This window comes from Candidatus Neomarinimicrobiota bacterium (genome assembly GCA_021734025.1).
Classification (GTDB): domain Bacteria; phylum Fidelibacterota; class JAANXI01; order JAANXI01; family JAANXI01; genus JAANXI01.
Genome location: JAIPJS010000025.1, coordinates 20,454 through 40,714, shown reverse-complemented (window position 1 = coordinate 40,714; position 20,261 = coordinate 20,454). Strand labels below are relative to the sequence as shown.

The following is a 20,261-nucleotide window of genomic DNA, read 5'->3' as shown; positions in this document are numbered from 1 at the left end:
AGGGTATACACATGAGAATTTAAAGCGGAAACTGGTAGTAATACAGAAACATATGGATGTTTAATTTGTTACTAACCAATTGCGGATGTCTGTGGTAATACTCATAAAAGATTATTATACTATATTCTAATCCAATTAAAAGTATGGATTGTTTATATTAAAGGAGGATTTATGTCTGTTTGTGTCGCTGTAAAGGTGGGTGAGGGATTAGTTTTTGCTAGTGATAGTGCCACAACAGTTGCTGGGGCCCCTGCATCATCTGGAGGACAACAGGGACCACAAGGTATAGTTAAAGTTTTTTATAATGCCACTAAAATATTTCAGATTGATAAATTACCAGTAGGAGTAATGACTTGGGGTGCAGGTTCATTTAAAGCTAGAACGATTGCTAGCCTTATAGAAGAGTTTGAAAACCAAGAAGAAATTAAACAACTTAAAGCAAGTAGTTTAGAGGTTGGCGATTTAGCAAAAACGTTATGGGACTTCTTAAATAAGAAATCTGATGAATTTTTTAGTGAGATCCCGAAACAAGCCAGACCACAAACCGGTTTAATACTTGCTGGTTACTCCGGAGATAATTTTTTTCCAGAAGAATATTTAATGGCAATACCAATGCAAAAACCGAGAAGGGTTCGGGAAGATGTTGAAGGACAACCAAATTTTGGAGCCAATTGGTATGGAATGACAGATGCTATAATTCGATTCCATCATGGTAGAGCAGATGAAATCACCGATATTTTAAATGAATTGGAAATTGATTCAGATACAATTGACAAATTTGAAAATCGCATACAACAAGACATACAATACAAGGTGCTTTTTCACGCTATGCCGTTGGGTGATGCTATAGATTATGCTCGATTCTTAATTGACTTGACAATAGCTAGGTTTAGGTTTGTGGTCGGGGCTGAACTTTGTGGGGGACCGGTAGATATTGCCACTATCACACGAAAATCTGGTTTTAGTTGGATCAGTCATAATAAATCTGAGTATGATATCAAATCACCAAAGATATATAAAACGAATACGGGGGGACAATCAAATGAGTAATTTCAGGGAAAGTACCAGCGGATCTACTGTAGAGTTAAATTTCACCTATAGATTAGATGAACAATCCATGGAACTGTTTAGTGAATCTGAATGGGTTATTGATGAATCTGTTTTAAATATAGACGAGAACGGTACTGACAATGCAAAGAGCTCTTCATCCGGTAGCTGGGATGATGTGAAAGAATTAATACCAACATAATATTAACTGTCACGGTAATTGATTAGGTGTGAAATTAAATTCAATTTTTGTAGATACTGCAGCTATATTAGGATTATTTAAACCAAATGATTATCTGAAGGAAATTTCAAAGACAATATTGGCAGAGTTATTAGATGATTATGATGTAAATTTGGTAACTACTAATTGGGTTCAATACGAAGCTCTATCTGCGTTAAAACAATTTGGATTTGAATACTGTGAAAGATTTTCAAGGTTTATCGATAAAGACATATTAAAAGTATATCGTATCAATAAACAATATGAGTTAAAAGGCCTTCAAACTTTTTGGCGATATAAAGACAAAGCATGGGGAATTGTTGATTGTACTAGCATGGAATTTATGTTCTCAAATAGCCTGATTTATGTATTTACTGATGATAATGACTTTGCCCAGGCTGGACTATTAAAATTGATAACATCAGATAAATCTGGTACTCCAATTAAGAACTATAGTATGCTATCATTCTTTGAATAGTCAGATTACGGTCATCAATAAATTGACAAATCAACTGACAAATTGAAATCTGCCCTGTCATACCAGTATTTCAGAGGAACTCATAATCTATTGGTAGTATATTCGAGCCCTGCTGGAATGCCATTGTATAGACAAACCCTCTAAGAGTTTAGGTGCAGATTAGTAGATAATCTTAAACATCTCACACTGAAGTGGGGAGGGGGATGACTAAAATTTTCTCCGCAAATGGTGCCCAATAAAATTCGCCTAATGGTAACTGAATGGTAACTTATTTTTCAGGTGGGAGTAATGGATTAAAAATGAAAAAACCCGCAAAGCCTTATGTTTAGTGGGTTTCTTAATGTGCGTCAGGGAGGAATCGAAACACAAGCCAATTGACTAAGAATCAATCATGAGTGAAAAATAAGCAAATGAGATTAGAAGTCAGCTATTAATTGTGCACAACAGATCAAGAGTAATCCAACAGAGACCAATCAAATAGTTCTAAGCTTCATCAAAGAAATCCGGAAACTGCTGTATTATTACTTCTGTCCCATCATGTACTTCCAGAAATTCGACCGCAGTTAATTCGTCAATAGGTTCAATATCATCTTCAACGGTGTCCTTTTCATCGAATTCCAGGTTAGACGATGAACCGGTTTCGAGATGTAAGAACAGATTGCCTTTGTGAGTCCGGTACAGGGTTTTTCTCCGGAAATCAGAATCCGCCTCTGGCTTTCTATTCGTCCAGGTGTTTAAGATTTCGGCAGTCTCGGTATCGTACAGTTTACCTTGAATTATTTTACGCATGGTGAATCTCCCTTCAATTAGGTTGTTCGTATGACCTGTTTGTCTATGAAGGGAATGGGTGAAAATAGGGGGGAAATCCCGGAATTGTTGTACCTATAGCTGTACCAAAAATTAAAAACCCCCTGCTATCGCGCTGATAGCAAGGGGTCGAAAATTACTCAGTACGCCCGGAAGGATTCGAACCCTCAGCCTCCTGGTCCGTAGCCAGACGCTCTATCCAGTTGAGCTACGGGCGCAGCAAAAGTAGCGCATAGGGGATTCGAACCCCTGTTACCGGCGTGAGAGGCCGGCGTCCTAAACCCCTAGACGAATGCGCCATGTCAAAAATCTTTTGTTGCAGTTGCGGGACAGGGATTCGAACCCCGATTGCACGGTCCAGAGCCGTGTGTCTTGCCATTAGACGATCCCGCAATATGCCTCACTTCTCAAATAGCGAGGCTAATTTATTTCAAGCCCCGGCGAATGTCAAGGAACTACAGTGTTCAAGTTCGGAGTCTTCGGGTGTTTCCCAAAGGGATCTCTTCGGAGCAAGTGGTAAAGTAACAGCGTAATAATGTGTTAGTGTTATCAATGGTAGTGGCGGTTGCTTCTTTGTTGGTTGTTGGTAGGTAGTTGTCAAACGAATACCCCCTTCGTCCTTAACCTCCCGGAAAACTTTCGATACGCGCCCACAGCGAACCACCAACCACGAACAACTAACAGTCTTCATTCTTCCCTTTTCATTATGAACCAATAACCGCTGAAGCGGTTACTACCAACGGCTTTTCTTTTTCCTTTTTCCCTTCTCCTTTTCTCCCGCTTAAACCCGCTTCGCGGTCTTTAAGCGGGAGACGAAGCCCCTTATACCTTATACCTAAAACACCGCGCCACCACCATCGTGACAATCGGTACAGGCCATGCTCTGCCAGGCGCCGCCGATATCCATGGGATGCTCAAATTCCAATCCCTGCTGATCGTTTTCGGCAAATTCCATGTCGCCCGGCGTCCCCTGTTCCAGGATTACGTGACAGGCCGTGCATTCATGGGTGATATTGTTTCCACTCTCGTTCGCCATATATCCATTATGACACCGATAGCACCCTAAATATTTGCTGTGACCTACGTTGTTCGGGTGAGTATCCCAGCGTACCTTCATATACGGAAAGAAGTTATTCCGGTATTTCTCCTGAACCGTAGAGATCGCCTGATTCAGTTCGGCTCGAAGCGAGTCCTGGACATTTGGATAATTCTCCCGATAGAAGCTGCGAATCTGCTCTTCGATTTTTGTCAACGCTGAGTCCTTCTCCGTGTAATCGGCTCGGAGTGCATAAACGGCCTGCTGCTTGATGTACGGCAATTTTGGGCTGATTTCGCCAGTATACAGAGCGTTGTCAACTAGATCGACCGGCGTGCGGTAAATGTGCGTCGGCCGATTGTGACAGTCGATGCAGTCCATGACCCGGGTTTCCGCCTCTTCTATGGTAGAATCGGCCAGCGGTTCGTACATGGATTCGTACACTTCTTCGCTGCCGTCCTCATAGGTAACCTTCACCCAGGGAATGTCCTGGCGGGCGGAATCTCTGGCGATATATTCAACTTCATTATCGATATGCCAGTGAATGCCCGAATGCTTGCTGCCTTCATATTTTTTCCCACCGATGTCGATGAGTAGATTGTACGTCCATCTGGTATTATTTTCGTCGGCCATGTAACGGTGGATTTCCTTTTGACGGGAACCATAAAACTTATCCGGCCAATGGCACTGCTCACAGGTTTCCCGTGCCGGACGCAAATTTTCAACCGGCGTCGGAATCGGGCGGGGATATACATTGGCTATTGCGGCATACACCTGATACGCCCCGGACATTTTTGATTTGACATACCAGCTGGCGCCTTCGCCCACATGGCATTCTGCACAGGTAACCCTGGCATGGGGAGATTGCTTATATGCGACATATTCCGGTTCCATAATATTATGGCATACCTGGCCGCAAAATTCGACTGTCTCCGTATAGTGATACGCCTGATAACTTCCCACAGCGGTGCCGATGAGGAAAATCGCCGTAATAACCAGAAATCCGGCAAAGGCGTTGCGCTGCTTTTTGTTGGTGAAATCCACGGTAAACGTATACGGAATGAGCGGGGCAATGTCATCCCGGCGATTTCGCCGTTCATGCAGCATCCCGATGGGGATCAAAATCAGTCCCAGTAATACGCCGACCGGCAGAATCATATACGTGATAATACCGAAATACGGGGAAGATTGTGCGGTGGTCAAATCCAAAACGTATAAAAATGCAATAATCGAAAAACTGACCAGCGCAACAGCGGAACCGAGCAAACTTATCCAATTATAGTAAAGCGCCGGAAGTTTTTTATTCTCCATGAGCGAGCCTCCTTTATTCGAAAAAATATCCGCTACAATATAAAGACTCATCCATCTGATTACACGGAAAAATCAGTAAGGAAGCCGATTGGAAAGATCTTGAGTTTCGAAGGCTAAATCAGTAGAATAATTTGAAATTAATCAGTCCGTATCGATATAATTTAATCCGCCAGAATCAAAGGCCTGAGAACAGTATGGTAGAGACAGAATCAAAAAAGTTAATGGTAGTGGATGATGACCAGGGAGTCCGAGATATGCTTTCGGAATTTCTGGCTGGCCAGGACTATGATGTTACGACGTGCAAGGATGGTGAGCATGCGCTGGAGGCAATGAGGGAGCAAACCTTTGACCTGGTTATCAGCGATCTGCGCATGCCGGGAGTCGATGGCCTGGAAGTCATTCAGCATTATAAGGAATCCTATGAGGACGGTATCGGTATTATCATTACCGGACTGGCTACCGTCGAATCTGCCGTTGATGCTCTGCGATTAGGTGTAGATGATTTTGTGCTGAAGCCGTTCAATCTGAAACACCTCAGTGATATATTGGACAAGGCGTTCGACCTGCGGCGGATTCAGGAAGAAAACCGGCGTCTCCAGCAACAGATCAAGGAAGAGCGCGATGAGCTGAAAAAGACGGTGACTGTACTCGAAATCATTAAAAGCATCGCGCTGAAAATGAACTACAATTTTTCATTCAGCGATCTCATCCTGCTGGTGATGAAGCATATTGCCCGAGTTGTCCGGTACGATTATTCGGTGTTTGTGGATACGCGTCAGGAGGTCATTTTTACCCATAGCGATACACCGTTAAACAAACAGCAGAAAATTACAATTGCCCGGATCGCTGCCCATACACTGAAAGAGAAATATGATTTTGGGCAGGAAATAAAAAAGTACAAGTTCATCAGCGACTCCACCGCATCCCACGATGATTCGTTGCCGGAGATAAAGTCGACCCTGTCACTAGAACTCAGTTCGGAAGATGACCAGGCGGGGATCATTATCGCGTTGGGGACGGACGAGGCTCAGTTCCGGAATGTCGAGGAGTCATTTCTGGAACAGCTCTCCCGGGATGTCACCCAAATTTTCGATCAATTCTGGCACCTGCTGACGGAACAGAAGCACAGGATCCAACTCTTGGTAGACAATCTCTCCGACGGGGTGGTCCTCATCGACGTTTTTGCCAAAGAAATCGTATTTAACCCGGCGGCGGCTGAAATTTTTGAACGGCATTCCTCGGCGTTTACCATTGAATCGTTCCTGGAGACGCTCGGATTTGACATGACGGAAATCAAGGAGGCCTGCTTCAAGAACGACGAAGTCCTTCAGCAAATAGTCGATCTGGAAATTGAGGATCAGAAGAAGGTGCTCGATGTGCAGGTGAAGGGGTTTAAATATTCCGGATATATGGAGGAGGGGATCGTGTTTTCCGTCCGGGATATCACCAAGAAATCCCAGGTAGAAAAAATGAAGGCCAATCTCATAGCCAATGTGAGCCATGAGTTGAAAACCCCGATTGCGATTATCAAGGAATTTCTGTCCCTCCTGGAAGATGGCATTGGCGGTGAATTGAATGAGCAGCAGATGGAATTTGTGCAGATTTCAAACGTGCATCTGGATCGACTGGATCGGCTAATCTACAACTTCCTGAATTTGTCCAAGTTGGATTCCGGGCGGCTGTATATTAAACCGAGCCTGTACAATATGAACACGATTATTGACGAAGCCGTGGAACCGCTGAAATACCGGATAGGTCAGGAAAATATAACCCTTCAAAAGAAATACGATACCGACATCCCGGAGACGCAGATTGACCGGGATGCATTTTTGCAGATCATGATGAATCTCCTGGACAACGCAATCAAGTATTCACCGGAAGAGGGGACCATCACGGTGGGTACCCGCAATGACAACGGGGAAATTCTCGTCTGGGTGAAGGATGAAGGGAAGGGGATTGCGAAAGAGAACGTCGATAAAGTCTTTGAACGGTTTTATCAGGAACTATGGGATGAGAACAAGCCTCCGGGTACCGGGCTGGGACTGGCCATTACGCGGCAGTTAGTGGAAGAGCACGGGGGAGAAATCTGGGCGGAAAGCCCGGACGATGCCGGTGCACATTTTTATTTGAAAATTCCGGTCAGGCAAAATTCCGAGATGGAAAACCGGGAATAAATTTGCGCAGATACGGGACATTTTGTAGCAAAAATTGCTATGCGAATGTAAAAAAGATTTGACAATACTTGCCGATGGCAATATACTTGTGGTGCTCTTTTAAAAGCTATCTCGGTTTTTCCGGCGACAGAACAGCAGGAAGACGAGGTAGTTTTTTTTGATGCTAAAATCAGCTCAATGGTTATGTAGCGAGATGTAGAACCATTGAGTAAAAAAATAGGCCGATTTGGAGTAAAGAATTATGGAAAATATTTACCTGATTGGTGACTTGGCAAAGAAAACGGGTTTATCAATTGATACGCTCAATTATTATCTGCGCATCGGGTTGATAAAGGAGACCGCCCGGAGCGAACGTAGCGGGTACCGGCTGTTCGACGATGAAGTGCTCGAGGAACTGGAACAGATCGTTGAATTGCGCTCGGACAACGTGCCAATTAAAGACATCATGAGGCAGCGACAAAATGGAGTACTTTAACCTACTCGGGTTAGAGCGGGAACCGTTTTCCACTACTCCTGATCCCGAATTTTTTTACCGATCGCAGGAGCACAAGGAGTGTCTCTATCGTCTTGAGATCACGCTGCGGCTCCAGCGGGGACTCTCTGTTATCATTGGAAATGTCGGCACGGGAAAAACTACTTTGTGCCGGACGTTTCTCCGTACCCTGGAGGATACCGATAATAATAAATTCATTTATCGTATGATCCAGGATCCTTCGTTCAATTCCGAATACCAATTTCTGCAATCCCTGATCGACCTGTTTGAAATTCCGGAGTCACCACGCTCAACCCTGGAAAGCAAGAATGTGATCCAGAATTTTCTGTTTGAAAAGGGGGTGGTCGAAAAAAAATCTCCCGTGCTGATTATTGATGAAGGTCAGAATTTGACTCCAACGTATATCGAGGCACTCCGGGTATTGCTGAATTATGAAACGAATAAGGAAAAACTGCTCCAGCTCGTCATCTTTGCACAAAACGAATTTCTCGAACGGCTCAAAAAGCAGCAGAATTTTTACGACCGGATCGCGATGGGATATTTCATTAACGCCTTGAATGAAGAGGACACCAAGGCACTCATCCGGTTTCGTCTGAAAAAGGCCGGCCTGGATGATGACAAACGACTGTTCGACGATAATGCACTTCATCGGATTTATCTGTATACCAGGGGGTACCCGCGCCGGATTATCTCCATTTGTCACGAGGCACTCATAACGATGATTCGGGAGGAAAAGGAAATCTGTGACAGCGAACTGATAGAAGACATCATCCTGGAAAAGGAGAAATGGAGTCCCTGATATAGGCATCCTATGGCTGATAAGAAAGAAATAGCGACAAATCGATTGCTCAACCTGCTCCGTGAAACGGAAGAAAAAGATTCTATCAAAGATCAGGAGAGCCTTGAAATAACCAAAGCGCGGGGGATTCAGCCGAAGACTTCAGATACCGAGACGGCTGAACAAGCAAAGGCTGATCAGGATTTTGACGTTGCCGTTGAGGAAATCGAGGAATCTGACGAGGATGAATTTGAGGCACTGACCGGGGATCTACCGGACGAAGATGACATCTCCGAAGATTTATTGAGCTATATCTTTGAAGAGCCGTCCGAGGTGGATAAGGTCCGGGTGAAGCCTGAAGATAAAAAGGAAGAGCCTGAAGGACAGGGAATTGAGGTCGGCGAGTCAGAGGAAACAGAGCCCTCGCAGGAGTCATCTGAGGAGCAGGAATCGCTGGAGGAGGGCTCACCGCACCCGGAAGAGTTTGAAGTTGAAATCGAATCACATGCCGGGGAGGAGGAAGAAGCCGAGGGGAGCCCGGATCACGATGAAGCGGAAAACGAGACTTCCTCCTATTTTGACCTCGAATTGGACGAGGACGCGCTGAAGGAAAGTGTAGATGACAAATCCGACGATTCCCTGGATTTTGATTTCGAAGAATTTGTAACGCCTACTGAAGACAGGGAGGAGACCGGTGGGAAGGATGTCTCCCCGGAAATTGTATCGAAAGAATCGGAAGAGCGAACAGACGACACTCAACCAGATGTTGATGCAGGGGAAGAGGAGAGTGCTGAAGCCAGGGATGAGGATGCCAGCGCCAGAGTCGTTTCTCAGACTGGTATTGAGATGGACGAAATCCAGTTTGACGAGTCCCTTGACCTGGAGAAAGAGGCTGAGGAGGAAACAGCCGATGATATGGGCAGCTCTGGCGAATTGGAAGTTGAGGATGAGGTCCGGGACGTTGTTGAAGATGATTTAGATGCGGAAGATCCGGGCGCTGACGAAGCCGGATTTGAATTTGAGATGGAAGGGGTTGCCGAAGAGGAGGAGGACGATTGGGATATTCCTGCCTCAGGTTCTAACGGGGCGGAACACCGGGAGTCAGAACCGCCGGTATTCCATATTGGAGAGACGGAGTCTGATACGGGCACTACCGCTCAACGGGAGTCCACCCCGGCGGCGGACGAGTCGTTCTGGGAGAAGACAATCCGGTTGGCTCTGTCGTCAGGAATTCCGCAGCGGGTCAAATCCTGGCTGGATCTGCCGGACCTTAGAGAAATTGCCGCGATTTTTCCGATCCAGAAGACGTGCATTGGTATTGATATCAGTGAGTATTCCCTGAAATACGTCAAACTCCGCAAAGGAAAAAAGGCCACCATTGAGGATTACCATTATGAGGTATTTCCGGTGGAGATGATCGAGGATCCCCGGTCCAGAAAAGCCCATGTGGAGGAAATCCTGCACGGATTATTGGATGGCAAAGAGACCTTCCAAAGTTATGTGCATACGACGGTGGTCAGCAGCGAAATCAGCATCAGAAATATCAGTCTGCCGCAGGTTTCCAAGAGCGATCTGGATACAGCCGTCCAGTGGTCCAGCAAGAAGTCCCTTCCCATGGATGTCAATGACGCCGTTATCGACTATAAGGTTGTGGGCGAAATCGAGGAGTCTGGCGTTAAAAAAAATGACGTACTGGTCGTGGCCGCGCTGGAAAAGGACATTGAATCTCAGATAAAATTCTGGGAGAGTTTCGATCTGATCCCCAATAAGATCTCCCTGCACCCCATTGCTGCCTGGAATGCATTCAAAAACTTTGTACCGGATACGGGAACGGAGACGGTGATGCTGGTTGAACTGGGGGCTAATTCCTCGTTCATATGCGTGATCACCAAAGGGAAACTCCGGTTTGTGCGCATGATCAGCGTCTCCGACAGCGACTTCACCGAGGCGCTCACCGGGAACATCAGCACGGGGAACACCAGAATAAACATCGGTATGGATCTGGCTAATCGGCTGAAGGACGAATACGGGTTACCTCTGCCGGATGCCGAAGGGAAAACAGACGAAGGGATCTCCTATGCACAGATTTCCTCGAGATTTCGGCTGCCTGTGGAGCGCCTCGCCAAGGAGATCCAGCGTTCGCATTCCTACTATCAGAAAGAAATTTCAGACGGGAAAATATCCAGAATCTTTGTTTCAGGTGAAGCGGCCCGGATTAAAAACCTGGAATATTATCTCCAGGAAGAATTAAAGAACACGGGCGGGTTAGACATCGACCTGGAAATTATGGATCCGCTGAGTCAGGTCGAGTTCGACGAACATCTGGAAGACACGCAGCAATTCGCCGATGTGGCGCCAGCATTCGCTGTGCCGCTTGGGCTGGCAACGGACCGGAGTAATTTACTCAATATGCTGCCCAAACGATTAAAGGATCTCCCGAAGTTTGCTTTGGTCAAGGTGGGTACCCTCGCTGCGACATTTATCCTGATTCTGAGTATGATCATTATGTCCACGGTGACCGGCATCCGGCTGGAACAGAGTCGGGAGCAGCTGGACCAGGTCTGACAGGAATATGCCCAAATCGATCCGGAGCGGAAGGGATTCATGGAAGCGCTGGATCGCAAGGAGCAGATGATGCAGTCTCTTACCCAGCTTCAGGAGCAGATCCAGTTTGCCTCTATTGATGCACGGCCACTCAAAGCACTCAGCAACATTGTGCCGCCGAGCGTTTCCCTGGAATCCCTCGGAATCTCATTAGCTGATAATGCGCGAACCCTCAAATTTGACATCTCCGGGGATATTTACGCCAAGGTAACGACCACCGATGTGGAACTTATTAAATTTGTTCAGCAGCTGGAAGGCACAGGCTATTTCCAAAATATTCAAATCGAAAAAACGAAAAAATTTACAGATGTGGAGCAACCCGGAATGTTCTTTAACCTGACATTTCAAACACGATGAACGAATTTTTAAGCAAAATTTACCTGACCAGGAAGTACGCGATTATTTTAGCTCTCGTGCTGCTGGGCACTGGTGTCTGGTTTTTCACTTCTCATCAGAGTCGCGTATCGCAGTTGGCAACACTTGATACGGAAATATCCGAAATGCAGAACCAGATTTCTCAGGCACAATCTGTCATCGGCGATGTTGGGTCGGTAAAACGGGAGATCGCGTCGTTACGGGAGATGAAGCAGACACTCACCAGTAGCATCCGTAAGCAGGAAGAGATTTCCGAATTGGTGAGTAAAATCGTCTCCGTGGGGGAAGAGGTTGGCGTGAATTTTACCTCCATCAATTTGGAGGCAAACAAATTGTTCTCCACCAGGGACCGAAATTCGGAGTATGTTAAAGTGACAATGAACCTGGATGCCCGGGCGGAATATCTGGAATACGGGCAGTTTCTGGAGCGCGTAAACAACTTACCGTTCACTCTGAGCATCGAGCAGGCAAAACTGAATTATAGTTCGGCACTCTATCCGGACCTGAAAATTTCGAATAGAATTTTACTCGTTTTAAAATAGGTCGATAAAAGGACTATGGGAAATTTTACCACGTCTCAAAAAGTATTAATGGGAATCCTGATTATCATGCTGGGGTATTTGATGTATGATATCTGGTTTGGCGGAAACCAGGATCAACCAATCCAGTCTGGCACCAGAGCCGTGGTACAGTCTCAGAGAAATGCCGGGCAGGGATCATCCGGTAATACTGCCGGCACGGCAGGCGGGACACCGACCCCGGCAAATCTGGCATCCCTGTCAAATAACTGGTTCAAAAATTTTTCCCACGACAATTGGGAGGACGATCCGTTTCGTCATCCTTCACGCGCCCTCCCGCAGTCCCAGGGAAATTCACAATCGCAGCAACCGGTGTCACAGGTGCTTTCTTCACGGTTTCATCTGACGGCAATCAGTAAACGTGGCGGAGACGATTACGTGCTAATTAACAATGAAGTGTTAGCGGTTGGCGACATGGTCGATGGCGCGGAATTGGTGGAAATTCGGACCAATTCTGTGGTTATGGATTACCGGGGAAATAATATCATTGTACCATTATCATCCCCGCAGAATAACAATTTAAACTAATGATAAGGAATCGACAGATGTTTGATTCTATGCTTCGTTCCGTGCGTCAATTAATAATTCTGGGCATTATAGGGTGTCTAACGGCCACTGCCCTGGCTCAGCCGGGTAATAGTTTGGAGCAGCGGGGCGATCAACTCATGTCCCTGGAATTTGTTGATGCGGATCTCAAGCATGTGCTGCGTCTCATCGCCAAACAGAATCAGCTAAATATTATTACCAACGATCAACTGTCCGGGACGGTGACCGTTAACTTCCAGGAAGTTACCCTCAAAGGTGCACTGGAGGCGATCCTTGTTTCCAACGGATACAATTATGTTATCAAGGATAACATTATCATAGTGAAAGAGCGTGGCCAGCGAATGCTGGGCGAGGTAGAAACCCGGGTTTATGAGTTTGATTACATTGAGGCCCCGGATGCGATCAGTGCACTGTCCAACGTGGTTACCTCTGAGCACGGCGAGATGGAAATCTTCCGCAGGAGTAAACCGGGGGGAAGCAACCAGACAACCACCAGGACATCGACAGGTGGCAGCAAGTATATGGTGATCACCGATGTTCCGGACAATTTCCCCCAGATCGAGGATGTGATTGACCAGATTGACGTCCCCGTCCCCCAGGTAATGATAGCGGTCAAATTTATCGAGACGCGCCTGGATCATGAAGATACCCGGGGAATCAACTGGACAGTCAAAGCCCGACTGCAGGGTGGGCCGCCACAGTCCCGGACAGGGACCACCACTGGCGGAACCGGAACCACGGTCGGAGGGACCGGAACCACTGGAGGCATCGGAACCGGATCTGCCGGATTCCCGGTCTTCGGTGAATACCAGAGTCTGGATGTCGCTACCCTGAACCTGCAGGAATTCCAGGCGGTCCTGGAAATGTTATTTACCAAGGGCAATTCCCGCTTACTCTCCGATCCCCGGATTACAACCCTGGATAACCAGGCGGCGACTATTGAGGTCGGGACGACGGTGCCCGTGTTAGTTCCCCAGCAGCAGGGAGCGCAGGGGGGAGGCGTCAGCGGATTTGGCTTTGTGCAAAATACCTTTGAAGACATCGACATTAATATTAGTCTCCGGGTGCTTCCCCGGGTAAATCCGAACCGATATATCACCATGTCCGTCGAGCCGCTGGTGGAGGCCATTACGGGCTATTCCGGTCCGGATCAGGATCGGCCGATCGTCGCCAGTCGCTCTGCGCAAACCCAGGTGATGATCAAGGATGGAGAAACCATCGCTATCGGCGGCCTGATAAAAGAAGACAAATTTGAGACATATAAGAAGGTACCTATCCTCGGAGATATCCCGCTGGTCGGACGGCTGTTCCAGTACAAGTCAAAGCAGACTGAAAAGACCGATCTGATCATTTTCATTACGCCGAACATCGTCGGGCCGGTCACACAGGCACAGGCCAGCACCGAAAGCGGGAGGGGGCAATAACATGGCATTTAACCTGTTCCGGGTCCTGAAATATGCAACATCCCAGGGATGCTCGGATCTGCATATCACCGCCGGTGAACCGCCAATTATCCGGGTCAACGGGCAGATCCGCTGGATTAAACACGACCCGCTGACGGAAGAGGAAGTGCATGACGCCATCTACAGTATTTTAACGGAGCGCCAGATTACCCAGTATGAGCAGGATTTCCAGCTGGACTTTGCCTGGAAGATAGCCGACGTCGGGCGGTTTCGCACCAACATATATAACCATAATCGCGGCGAGGGTGCCGCCTTCCGGATCATCCCGCCGGAGAGTATGACCCTGGAAGAGATCAACGCCCCCAAAGCGGTGTATTCGCTGACACAACGTCAGCACGGCTTTATTCTGGTGACCGGCCCGTCCGGTTCCGGAAAAAGTACCACGCAGGCGGCGATGGTGAACCGGATCAACCAGAATAAACGAGCGCATATTTTAACCATTGAAGATCCGATTGAGTATGTACACGCCAGCAAGAACTGCCTGGTTACCCAACGGGAGGTCGGAGCGCATACGCACGATTTTGCCTCGGCCCTGCGCGCCGGACTCCGTGAGGATCCGGACGTCATCCTGGTAGGGGAAATGCGCGATCTGGAAACCATATCTCTGGCATTAACCGCTGCCGAAACCGGGAACCTCGTCATCGGAACCCTCCACACCAGAAGTGCGGCTGGCGTGGTGGATCGAATTGTGGATGTCTTTCCGGCCGGCCGGCATAATCAGATCCGCTCGATGCTCGCCAGTACGCTGGAGGGAGTGGTCGCACAACAACTCCTGCCTACCAAAGATGGAAAAGGGCGGGTGGCCGTCATGGAAGTTATGTTGGCCAATTCGGCTGTACGAAATCTTATTCGGGAGATGAAGACCAACCAGCTCCATTCCACAATGCAGACTTCAACCAATGAAGGGATGCAGACGTTTGATCAGGCGCTGTATAACCATTACGAAAATGATTTGCTCAGTCTGCAGACCGTACGCGAACATGCGAATGATTTAACCCAGATTGACAAATGGCTCAGGCGCGCCGGCGGTGGATCGCTGCGGTCACTGACGGAAGAGGAATCCCAGTCCGAAATGAATATAGAGGAAGAGCATGAAATCAATTACTAACGGAATTTTACTGTTCAGTGGAGTACTGTTGCTGGTCGGATGGTTCGGCTGTTCCCAAAATCAGATGGCGAACGAGGATAATAACAGGGAATATACAGTGGCCGGATATGTATATAGCCAAAGCCACATCCCTGTCTCGAATGTCAACGTTCGGTTGATAAACTGGGGCCAGGCGTATTCGACCACCACGGACAGCGCCGGGTTTTTTATGCTCGAGTTCTCTGTCTCCCGCCAGGACACCATTTATAACAAGCAGGTTGCGTTAGTGCTGGGAACATCGGACGCTCAATATCAGTCACGGAAACTGACGGTTTCCATTCGCGAATTTGATAACCAGCGGTACGTTTTCGAAGACATCCCCCTTCACTATGCTCTGAGAAGGCAAGAGCCCAGCGCTCCAACGGCAATGAACTGGGCAAAGCTGGATTCCCTGCAGCACCGGATTGATTCTCTGCGGGCCGTGATGGAAAAATACCCCGCGCTGGTTGACTCTCTGGAATCGGTGATTGCGGGGTTGCAGACAGAGCGGGATCAATATTTTGAAAGGTATGTAGTGAAAGAGGGAGACTTTCTGGCGAAAATTGCCGCGGATTCCAGCTTCTATAAGGATCCCGAACAGTGGAAGGCAATTTACAATGCCAACCGGGAAATTATTGACAATCCAGACTTAATCTATCCTGACCAGATATTAAAAATCCCCATGGAATCGCCAGCAGAATAATCCCTGTGCCGGTTTCAATTGGGTGTTCGATGTCATGAGGACCGGACACCAGCGGAGGTAACTTTCAGGAGAACCAAGGGGGCTGCTCTGATAACTGAAAGAGGGATATTGCCAAACTTAGGAGGCAGAAATGGCTGAAGGAAATACAATACTGATTGTTGAGGACGAAAAAGATTTTGCGCGGGCTCTGGAAATCCTGTTAAAATCGAAAAACTATACCATCGAAATTGCGTACGACGGGATGACCGGCTTGCAAAAGGCACGTGAGTTAAAACCGGATCTTGTTATCCTGGATATTATGCTGCCGAAAATTAATGGGTATAAGATCTCCCGGCTGCTGAAATTTGACGAACAGTTTCAGGACATTCCGATTATTATGCTGACCGCCCGCGCGGAAAAGCACGATAAAGAAGTCGGCATGGAAACCGGTGCGGACATTTACATGACCAAGCCGCTGGACAACAAGGAATTACTCCGGAATATGCAAGATTTACTCGGAGAGCAGCCTGCCGGTGATGAGTAGGGATATCCTTGCAGCATTGGCGTTTGTTCTCGGGAGCATCCTGGGGAGTTTTTTTAATGTTTTAATCTACAGGCTGCCAAGGGAAGAGTCCGTGATTGCGCCACCCTCAAAATGCCCCCACTGTGGACATCGTATCCGGCCATGGGAAAACATCCCGATTCTCGGGTATTTTGTTGTCCGCGGCAAATGCCGGAATTGCGGACACCGAATTTCTGCCCAATACCCATTGGTTGAGATGGCAAGCGGCCTCATTGCGGCGTTGATCATGTGGAATATCGGATTGTCATGGTATGCGGTGAGCCTGGTAGTACTCTTCTATTTACTCGGGTTGGCTACAATCACCGATTTCAAGCATCAAATTATCCCGGACGAAATTACTATCGCTGGTATCATCCTTGGGATCATTTTCTCCGCGTTTCAATTTCCGGGTTTCGACGGCATCGTGCGGGCAGTATTGGGCGGCCTCGCCGGCGGCGGGAGTTTGTACCTGATCGCACTGTTTGGAAACTGGTTGTTTCAGCAGGACAGTATGGGGGGAGGCGATATTAAACTGGCGGCCATGTTTGGGACATTTTTGGGATGGCAATTAACGTTCCTGGGGATCTTTTTGGGATTTTGTGTCGGCGCAGTATTTGGCGGACTTTACCTCCTGCTGACGCCGAGAGCCGGGAGTGAAGCAAAGACCTCCGAATCCGCAAAAAACCAGACAACGAAGAGCGAAACACCGCGGTCAGGCACTATACTGCCATTTGGGCCATCGCTGGCATTCGGGGCTGTATTAAGTTTGTTTTGGGGCCATGCCATACTGGACTGGTACCTGAATTCATTCATCCACTAACTGATTAAGAATTTCTGACTCCATGGCAAAAACCAAGAAAAAACGACTCGGCGAAATCCTGATTGATAAAGGGCTGATTACCGAGGAGCAACTGGAACAGGGCCTGGAGCGGCAGGCAGAAACCGGGGAAGCGCTCGGCACCGCCCTGGTTGAGCTGGGATATGTCTCAGACTATGAGTGGCTGGAGGCTACCAGCGAACAATTGGATATCCCGTATCTCACGCTGAGCAATTATATCGTATCTGCGGATGTGGCCCACCTGATTTCGGAAAAACTTGCCCGGAAATACAAGGCGATTCCACTCTTCCAGATTGAAGATTCCCTGACCGTTGGCATTGCTGATCCCTCCAACGTGGTAGCCATCGATGACTTAAGCCGCCAGACCGGATTAGAAATTGAACCGGTCCTCTGTGCGGAACGCGAAATCCAGGAGACACTGGACGAAGTATACGGCGGTTCGGAATCGATGGATGAACAGATGAAGGAGTATCACGAGGGGAGCGAGGACGAAGGGCCCGAAGGGGAAGGCGAAGTCGAAGCGCCAATTATTAATATCGTTAACCTGATATTTAACCGGGCTATTAAGATGGGGGCCAGCGATATCCATCTGAACCCGGAGGAGAACAGCCTGCGGATCCGGTACCGCATTGATGGCATCCTGGAAGACATCTGGACCCAACCCAAGCATCTCCAGGGATCTATAATCTCCCGGATAAAAATTATGGCGGATATGGATATCGCAGAACGGCGCCGGCCACAGGATGGCCGATTCAAGCTGAGCATTGATAATAAAACGATTGATTTTCGTGTTTCAACCCTGCCGACGGTTTTTGGCGAAAACGTGGTGCTCCGAATTCTTGATCCCACGTCGGTGAAGGTGACACTTTCGGATCTCGGCCTCAGCGAATCTCTGGAAAAGACCCTTCGCCAAATTATCGCCAATCCGTACGGAATCGTACTGGTGACCGGGCCCACCGGCAGCGGGAAAACCACCACCCTCTATGCTTCGCTAAACGAACTGAATGAAGTTGAAAAAAATATTATCACCATTGAAGACCCGGTGGAGTACCAGCTGCCGCTCATTCGTCAGGCAAATATGAATCCCAAAGCGGGGATGACATTTGCCAGCGGGCTGCGGTCTATTTTACGTCAGGATCCGGATATCGTGATGGTGGGAGAGATCCGGGATGGTGAGACGGCGACCGTTGCAGTGCAGGCGGCGCTCACCGGTCACCTGGTGCTGAGCACCCTGCATACCAATGATACCGCCGGGGCACTGACCCGGCTGGTGGATATGGGGGTTGAACCGTTTTTGGTCTCGTCTTCTACCTCGGGGATTATTGCCCAGCGACTGGTGCGTAAACTCTGCGACCACTGTAAAAAATCATATACGCCCGCCAAGGATGAATTGAAATCCCTGGGACTGGATAAGGTAGATCGGGAGTTCCAATTCCATAAGCCCGTGGGGTGCAAGAAATGCCGCGATTCGGGGTATTTGGGGCGAATAGGTATCTTTGAGATTATGGAACTCACGGATCAAATCCGGGACCTGATTTTGAAGGATGCCAGCTCCGACGTCATAAAAAAAGCCGCAATTAAAAACGGTATGACGACCTTGCGACACGACGGTTTGCGTAAAGTCGTCAATGGAATTACATCCGTGGAGGAGTTGTTGCGGGTAACTCGTGCATAGGAATGATTGATTCCTATTCCATATTATTGATTTCAGAGTCAAAGGCAACAGTACGGAAATTTCGCACACCCCTGCAATCTCTGGGAAAAGTGGAGGTGGCGCGGTCAGGCTATGATGCTCTGCAACTTATCGTACTGGAGCAATTCAATCTCGCCCTGCTGGATTTTGACATGTCGTTGATGGGCGGGATGGAAGCCCTGAAACATCTCCGGAAAGACACCCTGACCTTACCGGTGCTCATAATTCCCAGGGAGAATACGTTCGTCAGCGACGTGGCAAAATCATTGGAACAAAACGCCCAGGGATATGTGCCCGGAGATGCAGACGACGAGTTATTGCTCAGCAGGTGCCGCGCGTTTTCAGCGCGTGCAAATGTGCCCGAAGTAGTTGCACGCTACCGTCGGGATATTTCCCGGAAAGGGCGACCCTTGCAATTAATCGGGAGTTCCGGCCCGATGAATGAAGTATTCCAGCGGGTGGCAAAAGTTGCCGGCAGTGACGTTTCCATTATGCTGCGTGGGGAAAGTGGAACGGGAAAGGAATTGGTTGCCCGGATGCTGCACACGATTAGTCCCCGGGCTGACCATCGTTTTGTGGCGCTGAACTGTGCAGCAATCCCGGAGCATTTGTTAGAGTCGGAGTTATTCGGCCATGAAAAAGGCGCATTTACCGGAGCGGAATCTCAGCGAAAGGGAAAATTCGAAATCGCTGATGGTGGAACACTCTTTCTGGATGAGATCGGGGACATGAGTCCTGTACTGCAGGCAAAGTTGTTGCGGGCGCTGGAATATGGCGAATTTGAGCGCGTCGGTGGTAACGAGGTTATCAACACGAGCGTGCGCCTCATTTCGGCGACAAACAAGGATCTGGAAGAACAAATTGAATCCGGCGAATTCAGAGAAGACTTGTACTACCGGCTCAATGTCTTTACCGTGCAATTACCACCGCTCAGAGAGCGCAACATGGATGTAGCACTGCTGGCAATTTATTTTGTCCATCAGTTTAACAAAAAGAATAACCAGGCTGTGGAGCATATTGAGGACGATGTGTTTCGTCTGCTGCGCACATATCACTGGCCGGGAAATATCCGGGAACTCCAGAACACCATGGAACAAGCTTCGCTGCTGGTCGAGGGTGAACAATTGCGCCCGGAACACTTCCCCGGACTTCCGGTGGCGGAAGATCTGCTGCATGGTGAGGCCAGGGAATTCAACGGCGAATCGCGGGGAATATTCGGGAGAATGAAAGAAATTATTCCCATGGAACAGCTGGAAGCCGCCGCAATCGAACACGCTCTGCACCTGACCGAGGGCAATTTGTCGAGGGCGGCGGAACAGCTCGGATTGAGTCGTGTTACGTTGTACCGGAAGATAGATAAATACAACCTGGATGTTACCGGGGCAGAGTGAAACAAGGAAAATGGAAAAAGGGAGGAAGGAAAAGCTGTTGGTAGTGACCGCTTCAGCGG

19 protein-coding genes and 3 tRNA genes are annotated in these 20,261 nt (G+C 48.1%); 17 read left to right on the top strand and 5 right to left on the bottom strand.

The window, feature by feature from the left end; translation table 11 throughout:
* The first annotated feature begins 171 nt into the window (after positions 1-171).
* The 3 genes from K9N57_16720 to K9N57_16710 are packed head-to-tail and all read left to right on the top strand — an operon-like array spanning position 172 to position 1,745.
* Positions 172-1,050 carry a hypothetical protein gene (locus K9N57_16720; protein ID MCF7805825.1) on the top strand — a complete coding sequence of 293 codons (879 nt, stop codon included), beginning with the start codon at positions 172-174 and terminating at the stop codon, positions 1,048-1,050.
* Positions 1,043-1,249, top strand: a complete 207-nt coding sequence (locus tag K9N57_16715; GenBank protein MCF7805824.1) for a hypothetical protein — start codon at positions 1,043-1,045, stop codon at positions 1,247-1,249. Before K9N57_16720 ends, K9N57_16715 begins: the two co-directional genes overlap by 8 nt.
* A 28-nt stretch (positions 1,250-1,277) precedes the next feature.
* Positions 1,278-1,745, top strand: a complete 468-nt coding sequence (locus tag K9N57_16710; GenBank protein MCF7805823.1) for a PIN domain-containing protein — start codon at positions 1,278-1,280, stop codon at positions 1,743-1,745.
* A gap of 483 nt (positions 1,746-2,228) precedes the next feature.
* Here K9N57_16710 and K9N57_16705 read toward each other — a convergent pair whose 3' ends face one another.
* The 5 genes from K9N57_16705 to K9N57_16685 form a co-directional block, all read right to left on the bottom strand.
* On the bottom strand, positions 2,229-2,534 hold the full coding sequence (locus K9N57_16705; protein MCF7805822.1) for a hypothetical protein: 306 nt from the start codon (positions 2,532-2,534) through the stop codon (positions 2,229-2,231).
* Positions 2,535-2,696: 162 nt separating this feature from the next.
* Positions 2,697-2,770, bottom strand: a tRNA-Arg gene (locus K9N57_16700).
* Positions 2,771-2,778: 8 nt separating this feature from the next.
* Positions 2,779-2,851, bottom strand: a tRNA-Glu gene (locus K9N57_16695).
* A gap of 23 nt (positions 2,852-2,874) precedes the next feature.
* Positions 2,875-2,945: transfer RNA gene (locus K9N57_16690), tRNA-Gln, on the bottom strand.
* Between the two features lie 442 nt (positions 2,946-3,387).
* Positions 3,388-4,899 carry a NapC/NirT family cytochrome c gene (locus tag K9N57_16685; protein MCF7805821.1) on the bottom strand — a complete coding sequence of 504 codons (1,512 nt, stop codon included), beginning with the start codon at positions 4,897-4,899 and terminating at the stop codon, positions 3,388-3,390.
* A 194-nt stretch (positions 4,900-5,093) separates the two neighbouring features.
* On the opposite strand from K9N57_16685, the gene K9N57_16680 reads away from it, so the two are divergent.
* The 14 genes from K9N57_16680 to K9N57_16615 all read left to right on the top strand — a co-directional run bounded on the left by K9N57_16680 (position 5,094) and on the right by K9N57_16615 (position 20,202).
* Positions 5,094-7,073, top strand: a complete 1,980-nt coding sequence (locus tag K9N57_16680; GenBank protein MCF7805820.1) for a response regulator — start codon at positions 5,094-5,096, stop codon at positions 7,071-7,073.
* A gap of 241 nt (positions 7,074-7,314) precedes the next feature.
* Positions 7,315-7,548: a MerR family transcriptional regulator gene (locus K9N57_16675; protein ID MCF7805819.1), complete on the top strand. Its 234-nt coding sequence runs from the start codon at positions 7,315-7,317 to the stop codon at positions 7,546-7,548.
* Entirely contained in the window at positions 7,535-8,365 is an 831-nt protein-coding gene (locus K9N57_16670; protein MCF7805818.1) for an AAA family ATPase, read from the top strand. Before K9N57_16675 ends, K9N57_16670 begins: the two co-directional genes overlap by 14 nt.
* Positions 8,366-8,377: 12 nt before the next feature.
* Positions 8,378-10,909: a type IV pilus assembly protein PilM gene (pilM, locus tag K9N57_16665; GenBank protein ID MCF7805817.1), complete on the top strand. Its 2,532-nt coding sequence runs from the start codon at positions 8,378-8,380 to the stop codon at positions 10,907-10,909.
* Between the two features lie 39 nt (positions 10,910-10,948).
* Positions 10,949-11,305 (top strand): PilN domain-containing protein, encoded by a 357-nt coding sequence (locus K9N57_16660; protein MCF7805816.1) that lies wholly within the window; start codon positions 10,949-10,951, stop codon positions 11,303-11,305.
* A complete protein-coding gene (locus K9N57_16655) occupies positions 11,302-11,865 on the top strand; it encodes a type 4a pilus biogenesis protein PilO (GenBank protein ID MCF7805815.1) in 564 nt (187 codons plus the stop codon). Before K9N57_16660 ends, K9N57_16655 begins: the two co-directional genes overlap by 4 nt.
* A gap of 15 nt (positions 11,866-11,880) precedes the next feature.
* The gene (locus K9N57_16650; protein ID MCF7805814.1) at positions 11,881-12,429 is read left to right on the top strand and encodes a general secretion pathway protein GspB; all 549 of its coding nucleotides are present in this window, start codon (positions 11,881-11,883) and stop codon (positions 12,427-12,429) included.
* Between the two features lie 17 nt (positions 12,430-12,446).
* Positions 12,447-13,871 (top strand): secretin and TonB N-terminal domain-containing protein, encoded by a 1,425-nt coding sequence (locus K9N57_16645; GenBank protein ID MCF7805813.1) that lies wholly within the window; start codon positions 12,447-12,449, stop codon positions 13,869-13,871.
* A 1-nt stretch (position 13,872) separates the two neighbouring features.
* Entirely contained in the window at positions 13,873-15,018 is a 1,146-nt protein-coding gene (locus tag K9N57_16640; GenBank protein MCF7805812.1) for a type IV pilus twitching motility protein PilT, read from the top strand.
* A complete protein-coding gene (locus K9N57_16635) occupies positions 15,002-15,739 on the top strand; it encodes a LysM peptidoglycan-binding domain-containing protein (protein MCF7805811.1) in 738 nt (245 codons plus the stop codon). Before K9N57_16640 ends, K9N57_16635 begins: the two co-directional genes overlap by 17 nt.
* Positions 15,740-15,869: 130 nt before the next feature.
* Positions 15,870-16,262, top strand: coding sequence for a response regulator (locus K9N57_16630; GenBank protein ID MCF7805810.1), 393 nt, complete (start codon positions 15,870-15,872; stop codon positions 16,260-16,262).
* Entirely contained in the window at positions 16,255-17,100 is an 846-nt protein-coding gene (locus K9N57_16625; protein ID MCF7805809.1) for a prepilin peptidase, read from the top strand. Before K9N57_16630 ends, K9N57_16625 begins: the two co-directional genes overlap by 8 nt.
* A 22-nt stretch (positions 17,101-17,122) precedes the next feature.
* Positions 17,123-18,793 carry a Flp pilus assembly complex ATPase component TadA gene (tadA, locus tag K9N57_16620; protein MCF7805808.1) on the top strand — a complete coding sequence of 557 codons (1,671 nt, stop codon included), beginning with the start codon at positions 17,123-17,125 and terminating at the stop codon, positions 18,791-18,793.
* A 2-nt stretch (positions 18,794-18,795) separates the two neighbouring features.
* Positions 18,796-20,202 carry a sigma-54 dependent transcriptional regulator gene (locus tag K9N57_16615; protein ID MCF7805807.1) on the top strand — a complete coding sequence of 469 codons (1,407 nt, stop codon included), beginning with the start codon at positions 18,796-18,798 and terminating at the stop codon, positions 20,200-20,202.
* Positions 20,203-20,261 lie beyond the last annotated feature (59 nt).

Excerpts from the sequence above, each read along its gene's own strand:
- K9N57_16640 (MCF7805812.1), top strand. The coding sequence starts at position 13,873 with ATGGCATTTAACCTGTTCCGGGTCCTGAAATATGCAACATCCCAGGGA.
- K9N57_16660 (MCF7805816.1), top strand. The coding sequence starts at position 10,949 with ATGGAAGCGCTGGATCGCAAGGAGCAGATGATGCAGTCTCTTACCCAG.
- K9N57_16655 (MCF7805815.1), top strand. The coding sequence starts at position 11,302 with ATGAACGAATTTTTAAGCAAAATTTACCTGACCAGGAAGTACGCGATT.
- tadA (MCF7805808.1), top strand. The coding sequence starts at position 17,123 with ATGGCAAAAACCAAGAAAAAACGACTCGGCGAAATCCTGATTGATAAA.
- K9N57_16635 (MCF7805811.1), top strand. The coding sequence starts at position 15,002 with ATGAAATCAATTACTAACGGAATTTTACTGTTCAGTGGAGTACTGTTG.
- K9N57_16685 (MCF7805821.1), bottom strand. The coding sequence starts at position 4,899 with ATGGAGAATAAAAAACTTCCGGCGCTTTACTATAATTGGATAAGTTTG.
- K9N57_16650 (MCF7805814.1), top strand. The coding sequence starts at position 11,881 with ATGGGAAATTTTACCACGTCTCAAAAAGTATTAATGGGAATCCTGATT.
- K9N57_16630 (MCF7805810.1), top strand. The coding sequence starts at position 15,870 with ATGGCTGAAGGAAATACAATACTGATTGTTGAGGACGAAAAAGATTTT.
- pilM (MCF7805817.1), top strand. The coding sequence starts at position 8,378 with ATGGCTGATAAGAAAGAAATAGCGACAAATCGATTGCTCAACCTGCTC.
- K9N57_16720 (MCF7805825.1), top strand. The coding sequence starts at position 172 with ATGTCTGTTTGTGTCGCTGTAAAGGTGGGTGAGGGATTAGTTTTTGCT.
- K9N57_16715 (MCF7805824.1), top strand. The coding sequence starts at position 1,043 with ATGAGTAATTTCAGGGAAAGTACCAGCGGATCTACTGTAGAGTTAAAT.
- K9N57_16680 (MCF7805820.1), top strand. The coding sequence starts at position 5,094 with ATGGTAGAGACAGAATCAAAAAAGTTAATGGTAGTGGATGATGACCAG.
- K9N57_16645 (MCF7805813.1), top strand. The coding sequence starts at position 12,447 with ATGTTTGATTCTATGCTTCGTTCCGTGCGTCAATTAATAATTCTGGGC.
- K9N57_16705 (MCF7805822.1), bottom strand. The coding sequence starts at position 2,534 with ATGCGTAAAATAATTCAAGGTAAACTGTACGATACCGAGACTGCCGAA.
- K9N57_16675 (MCF7805819.1), top strand. The coding sequence starts at position 7,315 with ATGGAAAATATTTACCTGATTGGTGACTTGGCAAAGAAAACGGGTTTA.
- K9N57_16615 (MCF7805807.1), top strand. The coding sequence starts at position 18,796 with ATGATTGATTCCTATTCCATATTATTGATTTCAGAGTCAAAGGCAACA.
- K9N57_16625 (MCF7805809.1), top strand. The coding sequence starts at position 16,255 with ATGAGTAGGGATATCCTTGCAGCATTGGCGTTTGTTCTCGGGAGCATC.
- K9N57_16670 (MCF7805818.1), top strand. The coding sequence starts at position 7,535 with ATGGAGTACTTTAACCTACTCGGGTTAGAGCGGGAACCGTTTTCCACT.